Source organism: Halorubrum ejinorense (assembly GCF_039522565.1).
GTDB lineage: Archaea > Halobacteriota > Halobacteria > Halobacteriales > Haloferacaceae > Halorubrum > Halorubrum ejinorense.
Genome location: NZ_BAAADQ010000010.1, coordinates 96,954 through 106,933 on the forward strand (window position 1 = coordinate 96,954; position 9,980 = coordinate 106,933).

At 70.0% G+C, this 9,980-nt stretch carries 11 protein-coding genes; 3 read left to right on the plus strand and 8 right to left on the minus strand.

The features are described from left to right. Positions 1 to 7 precede the first annotated feature (7 nt). Positions 8 to 1,348 (minus strand): aminotransferase class III-fold pyridoxal phosphate-dependent enzyme, encoded by a 1,341-nt coding sequence (locus ABDZ89_RS10205; RefSeq protein WP_343778787.1) that lies wholly within the window; start codon positions 1,346 to 1,348, stop codon positions 8 to 10. A gap of 113 nt (positions 1,349 to 1,461) precedes the next feature. Further along, positions 1,462 to 1,680: a hypothetical protein gene (locus tag ABDZ89_RS10210; RefSeq protein ID WP_343778788.1), complete on the minus strand. Its 219-nt coding sequence runs from the start codon at positions 1,678 to 1,680 to the stop codon at positions 1,462 to 1,464. 245 nt (positions 1,681 to 1,925) lie between these two features. Here ABDZ89_RS10210 and deoC point away from each other — a divergent pair, with 245 nt between their 5' ends. Then, complete coding sequence (gene deoC / locus ABDZ89_RS10215; protein WP_343778789.1) at positions 1,926 to 2,573, plus strand: deoxyribose-phosphate aldolase; 648 nt, start codon at positions 1,926 to 1,928, stop codon at positions 2,571 to 2,573. Here deoC and ABDZ89_RS10220 read toward each other — a convergent pair. Both ABDZ89_RS10220 and ABDZ89_RS10225 read right to left on the minus strand, forming a co-directional pair. Further along, the gene (locus ABDZ89_RS10220; protein WP_343778790.1) at positions 2,570 to 4,951 is read right to left on the minus strand and encodes a methyl-accepting chemotaxis protein; all 2,382 of its coding nucleotides are present in this window, start codon (positions 4,949 to 4,951) and stop codon (positions 2,570 to 2,572) included. The genes deoC and ABDZ89_RS10220 overlap by 4 nt on opposite strands. Next, a complete protein-coding gene (locus tag ABDZ89_RS10225) occupies positions 4,948 to 6,096 on the minus strand; it encodes a BMP family lipoprotein (protein ID WP_343778792.1) in 1,149 nt (382 codons plus the stop codon). Before ABDZ89_RS10225 ends, ABDZ89_RS10220 begins: the two co-directional genes overlap by 4 nt. 160 nt (positions 6,097 to 6,256) lie before the next feature. Between ABDZ89_RS10225 and ABDZ89_RS10230 the strand changes: the two genes are divergently transcribed. Together ABDZ89_RS10230 and ABDZ89_RS10235 are read left to right on the plus strand one after the other, a co-directional pair. After that, complete coding sequence (locus ABDZ89_RS10230; protein WP_343778794.1) at positions 6,257 to 6,481, plus strand: hypothetical protein; 225 nt, start codon at positions 6,257 to 6,259, stop codon at positions 6,479 to 6,481. A gap of 89 nt (positions 6,482 to 6,570) precedes the next feature. Next, positions 6,571 to 6,750 carry a hypothetical protein gene (locus tag ABDZ89_RS10235; protein ID WP_343778795.1) on the plus strand — a complete coding sequence of 60 codons (180 nt, stop codon included), beginning with the start codon at positions 6,571 to 6,573 and terminating at the stop codon, positions 6,748 to 6,750. Positions 6,751 to 6,772: 22 nt separating this feature from the next. Here the strand turns inward: ABDZ89_RS10235 and ABDZ89_RS10240 are convergent, their stop codons facing one another. The 4 genes from ABDZ89_RS10240 to ABDZ89_RS10255 all read right to left on the minus strand — a co-directional run bounded on the left by ABDZ89_RS10240 (position 6,773) and on the right by ABDZ89_RS10255 (position 9,865). Then, entirely contained in the window at positions 6,773 to 7,582 is an 810-nt protein-coding gene (locus ABDZ89_RS10240) for an ABC transporter ATP-binding protein (protein WP_343778796.1), read from the minus strand. Then, complete coding sequence (locus ABDZ89_RS10245) at positions 7,570 to 8,373, minus strand: ABC transporter permease (protein WP_343778797.1); 804 nt, start codon at positions 8,371 to 8,373, stop codon at positions 7,570 to 7,572. Before ABDZ89_RS10245 ends, ABDZ89_RS10240 begins: the two co-directional genes overlap by 13 nt. Beyond that, positions 8,373 to 9,401, minus strand: a complete 1,029-nt coding sequence (locus ABDZ89_RS10250; RefSeq protein WP_343778799.1) for an ABC transporter substrate-binding protein — start codon at positions 9,399 to 9,401, stop codon at positions 8,373 to 8,375. The genes ABDZ89_RS10245 and ABDZ89_RS10250 overlap by 1 nt, the downstream gene beginning before the upstream one ends. A gap of 242 nt (positions 9,402 to 9,643) precedes the next feature. Further along, positions 9,644 to 9,865 carry a DUF8149 family protein gene (locus ABDZ89_RS10255; RefSeq protein WP_343778801.1) on the minus strand — a complete coding sequence of 74 codons (222 nt, stop codon included), beginning with the start codon at positions 9,863 to 9,865 and terminating at the stop codon, positions 9,644 to 9,646. Between the last annotated feature and the right edge of the window lie 115 nt (positions 9,866 to 9,980).

Here is a 9,980-nt window from a genome sequence, read left to right on the forward strand (position 1 = left end):
CGACGGCTCAGACCGCGTCGGCGACGGCCGCGGTCAGGAGGTCGGCGCCGAGGTCGATCTCGCGTTCGGTGACGTCGAGCGGCGGGAGGATACGGAGCACCTTGTGGCCGCACGCGAGCGTCAGGAGTCCGCGAGAGAAGGCGTTCTTCACGACGGCGTCCCGACGCTCGTTCGTGTCGAACTCGACGGCGAGCAACAGCCCCTTCCCGCGAACGTCGTCGACCGGGTCGAGGTCGGCGTCGCGAAGCGTCTCTTTGAACTGCCGGCCGCGGACGACGGCGTTCTCCATGAGGTCGGCCTCCTCGATGGCGTCGAGCGTGAGCGCGCCCTGCGCGGAGGCGATCAGGTCGCCGGCGCCCCACGTCGAGGAGAGGCGGCCGGTCTCCTCGGGGAACACGTCGTCGCGCGAGACCGTCGCCCCGACGCGGAGGCCCTTCGCGCTCGCTATCACGTCGGGCTCGTAGGCGTAGTGGTCGGAGCCCCACATCTCGCCGGTCCGGCCGACGCCCGACTGGATCTCGTCGGCGATCAGCGTGACGTCGTGTTCGTCGGTGAGCGCCGCGATCTCGTCCGTGAACGCCTCGGAGGGGAACCGGTAGCCGCCCTCGCCCTGGATCGGTTCCATGATCAGGTAGGCGATGTCGTCCGGGTGGACGTTCCCCCGCTTCGGGTCGAGCTTCTTCCGGAGCCGGGAGACGCCGTCCGCGAAGAAGCCGCACGAGCAGGTCTCGGGCGAGCAGGTCCGGTCGTCGCAGTAGGGCATCTCCATCACGCCGCTGACCTCCGGGAAGTCGCGGCGGTACACCGCCTTCGAGCGGTTGAGCGAGAGCGCGCCCAGCGTCCGTCCGTGGAACGCCCCGTCGAAGGTGATCGCGTACTTGGCGCCGTCCGACTCGTCGTAGGCGATCTTGATGGCGTTCTCGACCGCCTCCGCGCCGGAGTTCGAGAGGAAGACGGTGTTCATGCCGTAGTGCTCCGTGAGGTCCGTCAGGCGGTCCATCAGCCCGGAGGCGCCGGGGACCCCGTCGTCCGGCGTGGGGCCGCCCGCGGCGTAGAAGTCCTGCCCGGCGATCTTCAGCGGGTCGACCAGGTCGAACTCCGCGAGCCGGTCCATTATCAGCGGGTTGTTGTACCCGAGCGGCGCGGCGGCGACGTGGCTGGTGAAGTCCATGAGGACGTTGCCGTCCACGTCGGTACAGAACGGACCTTCTGCGGGGGCGGTGCGGTCCCAGACGAACTCGTAGACGTAGGTGCTCGGCGCGGCCGACTCGTGGTGGTACTCGACCCACTCGCGGGCGCGTTCGCCCGGGAGGTCGTCGACCGCAGGCGTAGCGGTGTCGCGATCCATGGGTTCCGGTGGCACGCGGGTAAAATAAGTTCAGGGCGATCGCGGAGAGATTGGATATTTCTCCAACTTCGGGTCGGCGCGTGCGATTTCGTTGCCGGACGGCGTCGGGCCCGTCACGCGCCGACGTACACGAGGCACACCCCGAACAGGACGAACCCGTATCCGACGTACTTGGTGTACCGCCGTTGTTTTCGCGCGGCTCGGTCCGGGTCTCGCTGCCACTCGCTCGGCCCGACGAAGTTACGGACCGTTTCGTTCCCCGGGAAGGCGACGTTGAGCGCGCCCCAGGCCAGGAACGCCACCCCGACCGTGAGGAGCGCGAGGTTCGTCATCGGTGGGCTCGCTTGTCGGCGGGCCAGGTTAATTCCTGTGTCGGTCGAACTCCTTCCCCCGGAACCGGAGGCCGGTGGTTCCGGCGTAGTCGTCGGATTCCACGGCCGAGCGATCGCCTCCTGGCCCGAGCGAGCGCCTCCTGGCCCGAGCGAGCGCCTCCTGGCCCGAGCGAGTGCTCTCGCGTCCCCGTCCGGGCGCGGTTCGACCCAGCACGACTTTCACGCTCGGCCGCCACCGGAGAGGCATGAACCGCGAGGAGCTCGCCGCCAGCATCGACCACACCGTCCTCGGCCCCGAGACGACCTGGGCCGACACGCGGGCCGTTCTCGACGAGGCCGCATCTCACGGGATGAACGCCTGTATCCCGCCCTGCTACGTCGAAGAGGCCGCGAGCTACGAGAGCGCGCCGGAGACGATCGCCACCGTGGTCGGGTTCCCGCACGGTCAGCACGCGCCCGAGGCCAAACGCGACGAGGCGGTCGGGGCGTGGGAGGCCGGCGCGGACGAGATAGACGTCGTGATCAACGTCGGCCGGCTGAAGGCGGGCGCCGACGGGGCCGTCGCCGACGAGCTCTCGGACGTGGTCGCGGCCGTTCCGGTCCCGGTGAAGGTGATCATCGAGACCGCCCTCCTCGACGACGCCGAGAAGCGCCGCGCCTGCGAGGCCGCGGTCGCCGCCGACGCGGACATGGTGAAGACCTCGACCGGCTTCGCAGACGGCGGCGCGACGCTCCCGGACGTCGAACTGATGAGCGAGTACCTCCCGGTGAAGGCGTCCGGCGGCGTCGGCTCCTACGAGGAAGCGGTCGACATGCTCGACGCGGGCGCGGTCCGGATCGGCGCCTCCTCCGGCGTCGCCATCGTCGAGGGACACCCCGAAAGCGGGGACTAGCGGTCGTCCGGCGACGCGTTTCGACCGTCGCCGTCGGCGGCGAGACCGTCGCCCGTCGACGAGTCGTCGGCGTCGCCGGCGTCCGGCCGGCTCGGGTCGTCGCCGGGGTCGGCGTCCTCGATCTCGTCCGGGTCCACGTCGACCTCGAAGGCGGAGACGGACGCAGAGAGCGCCTCGGCCTGTCCCCGGAGTCGGTCGGCGTTCTCCGCGATGGTGGTGACGGTCGCCGTCTGCTCCTCGGCGGCCGCGGACACCTGTTCGGACCCGGAGGCGACCTCGCCGCTCACCTCGGCGACGTCCTCGACCCCCTCGACCGCGCGCTGGGTCGACCGGGCCTGGTCCTCGGCCGCCTCGCTGATCTCCTGAACGCCGTGGTTCGTCTCCTCGACGGCGTCGACGACGGCTTCGAGCGACGACGACGCCTTCCGGACGGTGTCGGAGCCCTCGTCGATCCGCGCGTTCGTCTCGCGGATGTCGTCGACGGTCTCGTCGGCCTCCTCGCGGACGGCCTCGATCTGCGATTCGATCTCGGCGGCGGCCTCCTGCGTCTCCTCGGCGAGCTCTTTGACCTCGTCGGCGACGACCGCGAAGCCCTCGCCCGCCTCGCCGGCGCGAGCGGCCTCGATGGAGGCGTTCAGCGCGAGGATGTTCGTCTGCTCGGCCACGTCGGTGATGAACTCGACGACCTCGTCGATCTCGTCCATCCGCTCGTCGAGCGACTCCATCTGCTCGACCGCGGCCGCGGAGCGCTCCTCGATCGCGTCCATCTCGTCGAGCGCCTCGGTCGCGGCCTCGCGGCCGCCGACGCCGCGCTCCGAGGCGGCCTCGGCCGTCTCGGCGACGGACGCGGCCGACGACGCGACCTCCTCGATGCTGGCGGAGAGGTCGCTCATCTCGCTGCTCACCTCGTCGAGCCGCTCGTCTTGGCTGATCGCTCCGTCCGCGATCTCCTGGATCTGCTCGCTGACGGTCCCGCTCGCGGTCTCGACCTCGTCGGCGCCGGCCGCGAGGTCCGCGCTCGCCGAGTCGACCTCGCCGGCGAAGGCGGCGACCCGCGCGGTCGTCCGTTCGAGCTGTGCCACCATGCCGTTGAACTCCGAGGCGATCTCGCGCATCGCCTCCCGGTCAGCGTCGGGGTCCATCCGCTGGGTGAGGTCGCCGTCCGCGACCGCGCCCATCACCTCGCTGTAGTCGGCCGCGCGGGCCTCCATGTCGCGGGTGACGGCCTCGGCCTCCCGCCGCGCTTCCTCGGCCTCGTTGGCGGCGGTCTCGGCCTCGGCGATCCGCTCGCGGAGCGCGTCGCGCATCGCGCCGAAGCTCGTGAACAGGCGGCCGATCTCGTCGATCCGACCGGTCGAGAGGTCGACGTCGAGCTCTCCCGACTCGATCCGCTCCGCGCGGTCGCGGAGCCGGGCGAGCGGCACGACGGTCCGGCTCCCCAACACGACGCCGACGGCGCCCAGCGACGCGAGGGTGAGCAAGATGAGGAGTAACACGGAGTCGCCGACGTCGTTCCGGACCGCGAACGCCGTCGACTGGTCGACGCTCGTCACCGCCACCCAGTCGGTGTCGGGGACGGACGCGTACGCGAACACCCGGTCGTCGCCGATCCGACTCGCCGTCGTCGCGTTGCCCTGCCGGATCGCCGCGACTTCGTCGGCGTGTCGCTCCTCGTCGACGGTCCGGTCGATGTCGAGGACGGTCTGTCCCGCGGCGTTGAGGATCGTCGTCTCCTCGCCGGTGTCAGTGTTCTGGATCCGTTCGAGCTGCGGCTGGATCCGGGTCACGACGACGAGGTACCGGCCGTCCGCCCGCGGCACGGAGCTGGCGAACGCCATCACGGGACGGTCGTTGAGCACGGGCGACCGATAGGACCGCTCCGACCGCCAGACGCGGTCGTCCTCGCCGACCCCTTCCGGCACGTCGGCGTCGCTCCACGGGGCGTCCAACTCGCTCGGGGCGCGCCCCTCGAGCGGCCGTTCCGTACTGGCCACCACTCGGTCCTGGCTGGCGTCGACGAGGTGGATGCTGACGATGTCGTCCGAGAGGAGCTGGTCTTTCAACAGCACGTACGCCGGCGCCCGCCGGTCGGAGCGCAGGGCGTCGGCCGCCGACATCGACCGCGTTTCCGTGCTCATTCGCTCGGTCCACGAGCCGATGGCGTCGGCCTGGAGGCCGCTGGTCTCGGCCAGTTGGGCCGTCGCGTCCGACTCGACGGTCTGTTCGGTCTGGAGGTACGTGAACGCGCCGCCGGCGACGACGACCGCGGCGACGACGAGGAACGCGAGCGCGAACTTGGCGGCGTACCGGCGACGGACCGCGTCCGGGAGGAGTCCGCCGACGGCCCGCGCCAGTCGGTCGGTCGGCCCGTCAGTCATCGGTCGGACTCCTCCAGTTCGGACGGAACGGTCAGGTCGCCGCCGGTGATCCGCTCGCCGGACTCCGCGACGGCCGCGCGCACGTCGTCGGGGATGACCGGACCGAGCGACGTGCCGTAGACGAGTGCGACGCCGTCCTCGGCGAGCCCGAGCGCCGTCGTCGATCCGGTCTCGAGGGAGTCGTTGATCGTCCGCTCGGTGGCGTCGTAGACGGCGGTCCCGACGCGTTTCACCATCGAGGCTAAGATTACGTCGGCGTAGCGCGGGTTGCTCCGCGACTGGTCCGAGTCGACGCCGATCGCGTACCGGCCGTACTCCTGTGCGGCTTGGAACACGCCGAGTCCGCTGCCGCCCGCCGCGTGATACACCACGTCGGCCCCGCCTTCGTACATCTCCGCGGCGGCGGCGTAGCCGGCCTCGGGGTCGTCGAAGGCGCCGACGTACGTGGAGCGCACCGACGCGTCGGTCGGCGCGTGGTCGACCCCCGCGCGGTACCCGGCCTCGAACCGGCGGATGAGCCCCGAGTCGACGCCGCCGACGAAGCCGACGGCCCGCTCGTCCGGGCGCGTCGAGCCGGCACCCACGGAGAGGTCGCGGCCCGTCACCAGCCCGGCGAGATGGCCCGCTTGGAACGACCCCTCGTGTTCTCGGAACACGTAGTTCGCCACGTTGTCGCGGTCGACGACCGAGTCGACGATGGCGTACTGCTGGTCCGGGTACTCGCCCGCGACCGTCGAGAGCGCGTCCCCCTGGAGGAAGCCGATACAGCAGATCAGATCGTAGTCGGGGGACTCGGAGGCCGACAGCGTCGCCTGCGTGGTCTCGAAGTCCGGCATCGACGCCGGTTCCTCGTTCGAGAACGCCACGTCGTAGTCGAGCCGAGCGCGCTGGATACCCCTGTTCGCGGCGTCGTTGAACGAGCGGTCGTCGAGCCCACCGAGCGCGTATATCATGCCGACCGTCGCGCTGGCGTCGGCCGCGTCCGAGATGCCGTCCGTCTCTTCGGTCGCCGTGTCGTTCGCGTCGATCGACGCCGCCCCGGAGTTATCACCGCCGAGACAGCCTGCCGTTGCGCCCGTGAGCGCACCGCCGAGACCGACGGCGACCCGACGGCGAGAAAGCGCCTGCGTCCGCGTGTTTGTCATCTCATCGGCGTCGGCCTGAGGGAGATAAAAGCGCTCGGAGCAAATTATCAACACCAATACTGAACTCGGAAGTTCGTCGTCACGGGCCCGGGACGCCGCCGTTCCACCGGCGTGAGAATCCGCTCAGGTGGGTTTATGTTCGGAGCCCGTACGACGGGGTATGAGCCACCAATCGGGATCGCCACGCTTCGACCTCGACACGGCGTTCAAAGCGTTCGGCGCGGTCGGAATCGCCATCTCCCTCGCACTCATCGTCGCCGTGTTCGCGCTGACGGACCCGTTCGGCGAGTACGTCACGGCCTCGCCCGCCGTCTTCGGCACCCTGCTTTCCGCCGGGCTCGTCGTCGCAGTCGGCTACACGACGTACGCCCTTCGCCGCCGCTGACGACGCGTCGACCCGAGGAGTGAGGCCACCGACGAGTCACGAGGGCCGGCGCCGAGAGACATAAACCGCTCGCGGCGGGACCGGCGTACATGTCCGACGAGCCGACCGACGCGGCAGTGGAACGATTCCTCGACCGAGCGGCGGCCGCGTTCGACGACTACGACCAGGGGTACGCCGACGCGGACGCGACGCTGGCGATGTTGCGCACGCACATCGACGAACTGTCGGCAGGCGTCGAAGAGACGGACGAGACGGACGGACCCGAGTAGCCGGAACGCGCCGACCGACCGACTACGGGCCGGCGCCGATCAGCTCCCGCACGCGACCGACGTACTCCGCGAAGGTGGGGTCGCCGCGCTCGCGGGGACGTTCGGCGTCGACGTCGACGATCTCGCGGACCCGGCCGGGCTCGGCGGCCATCACGACGATCCGGTCGGCGAGCGTCACCGCCTCGGCGACGTCGTGCGTGACGAAGAGGACGGTCTTTCCGGTCGAAGCCCACACGTCGAGTAGCTCCCGCTGGAGCATCTCTCGCGTCTGGGCGTCGACCGCGCCGAACGGCTCGTCCATCAGGAGCAGGTTCGGGTCGACGGCGAGCGACCGCGCGATGGCGACCCGCTGTTTCATGCCGCCCGACAGCGACTTCGGGTAGGCGTCGCGGAACTCCGTCAGCCCGACGAGATCGAGCATCTCGTCGACTCGGCGCTCTCGCTCCACCGGCGAGCGGTCGCTCCGTTCGAGCCCGAACCCGACGTTCTCCTCGACGGTCAGCCACGGGAACAGGTGGTACTCCTGAAACACCACGCCCATCTCCGTCGTCGGGCCCGTCACCGGCGTCCCGTCGAGTAGCACCCGGCCGTCGGTCGCCTCGATCAGCCCGGCGACGATCCGGAACAGCGTCGTCTTCCCACAGCCCGAGGGGCCGACGAGACAGACGAACTCGCCGTCCGCGACCGAGAAGGACACGTCGTCGAGCGCGCGCACCGAGCCCTCCTCGCCGTCGCCGCCGTACGTCTTCCCGACCCCGTCGAGGGCGACGCTCGCCTCGGCGGGCGCGGGCGCGTCGTCCGCTCCGCCGGCGTCGCCGTTCACGCCCGCCACGCCAACACCCTCCCTTCGACCGCGCGGAACGCGACGTCGACGAGCAGGTACATCAGGCTCAACACGAGGATGTACGCGATCGCCCGGTCGACGCGCAGGTTGTTGCTGGCGCGGATGATCTCGCGACCCACGCCGGGGACGCCGAATATCTCGGAGGCGACGACGAGCATCCAACAGCGACCGAGCCCGGTCCGGATCCCGGTCATGATCCCCGGCATGGACGCCGGCAACACGATCGACCGGACCGCGTCGAGGTCGCCGCGGACGCCGAGCGTCCGCCCCACGTCGAGGAGGTCCTCGGAGACGCCCTCGACCGCGCCGTAGGCCGCGTAGAAGTTGATCCAGAAGGCGCCGACCGCGATGATGAACGCCGCCCCCCAGTCGTTGATCCCGAACCACGCGATGGCGAAGCCGATGAGCGCGAGCGGCGGGACCGGCCGCAGCGTCCGGACGAGCGGGGCGGTCACGTCGTCGAGGAGTCCGCTCCACCCGAAGGCGACGCCCGCGGCCACGCCGAGGCCGGTCCCCGCGAGGGTGCCCGGGATCCAGTGGCGGACGCTCTGGGACAGCGCCGTCGTCATGTCGCCGGAGGCGAACTCGCTCGCGAACGCCCCGGCGACCGCGACCGGCGAGGGGAGGACGAACGGGTCCTGCGTGAGCGAGACGGCGTGCCAGACGAGGAGGAAGCCGGCGATCCCCGCCACCCCGCGAGCCAGCCGTCGCCTGTCGCCGAGGCCGACGCCGGCGAACGCCGCTTCCCCGTCGACGCGCGATCCGGTTTCGGTCGCCATCAGAGCGAGTCGTACACCGCCAGGTCGAATATCTGGTCGGTCGACAGCTGTTCGTCGATCTGACCGTTACCGGCCGCGAACTCGGAGAACACCTGCGTCGCGTCCGTGATCTGGCTGGGGTCAGTGATGAAGTTCGACAGCGGGGAGTCGAGCGCCTTCCGCGCGCGGTCGACCGGCATCCCGATCCCCTCCTCGACGTGGCCCGCGGTCGCGTCCGGGTTCTCGTCGATGAACTCGGTCGCGCGGACGTGCTGTTCGAGGAACTGCGACGCTATCGGCGAGTCGCGGACCGCGTCGCTCATCAGCGTGACCGCGGCCGGCTGGCCGGGGAGCACGTCGGCGGCGGTCCGGAGCATCGTCACGGACGAGTTCTCCGCCTGCGCGATGGTCGGAACCGGCTCCATGATCGAGGTGCCGTCGATCTCGCCGTTGGCGATCGCCTGCCAGACGGAGCTCGCGCCGTTGATCTCGATGATCTCGACGCTGTCGTTCGCGGCGGGGTCGACGCCGACGTCGCGCAGCCAGTAGCGGAGCAACACGTCCGGGACGCTCCCCTGCGGGAACGTACCGAAGGTGAACGGCTCGCCCCGCTCGTCCGCCCACGCCGCGAACGCGTCGCCGCCCTGCTGTTCGAACGTCTCGTGGAACGACTCCTCGGCCATGATCCCCATCGGCTCGCGGATGTTCGCGGCGGTCACCTGCGCCGAGATACCGCGGTCGATCGCGATCATCGCGGGGACGATCCCGAACATCGCGACGTCGATGTCGCCGCCGCCGAGCGCCTGAACGATCGCCGGCCCGTTGCCGAACTCCTGGCCGGTTATCTCGGCGTCGATCTCGGAGAAATAGCCCTCGCCCTCCATCACGTACCACTGGAGGTCGGGGTAGATCGGCATGTGCGCGACCGTCACTTCGTCGATTTCACCGCCGCTGCCGCCGCCAATACAGCCCGCGAGTCCGACCGTCGCCGTACCGCCCGCAGCCGCGAGGAACGACCGCCGCGACGCTGTCCGCGTAGGTTCGTACATAGCGTGAACACGGACGCGACGGGCAACACCCCCTCGTCACCAGCAACCGAAGCGGCTTCCGATGACGGCGGAAAGAGACTATATTGCCGCGAAAGCACGTAAAACGCCCCATTTCGGCCCTTACTCAGTTCGGTGCTGTCACCGAACGACGCAAATATTGCTGTTAGGTCCTTCCGAGCGAGACCCTGCGGAGCGGTCGGTCGTCCGCGCCGGGTCACGGCTGCGCGGTCGCTCCCCTCGGGTTACGGCTGTTCGGTCGCGTCCTCGTCGAACAGCCCCAAGTCCTCGGCGACGAGGTCGGCGAGGCGGTCTTTGATCGCCGGATCGACCTCCGCGACCGACTCACCGTCGTGTTTCGTCTCGTTGTGTTTCTCGAGCGCGTCCGCGAGGTCGTCGAGGGGCACCCGGGTCTCCGTCTCGCACTCGGCGCACACAATCGGGACGGACGGCTCGTCGGTAGACATTACCCCGACGATCGCCCGTGGCGGATATATGCCTTCGGGCGTTCGATGCCGTCGCGTTAAGTTAGAGGATGAGGCGCTCGACTTCAGAGTGTCTATGGCCGAAACCGAGCGCCTC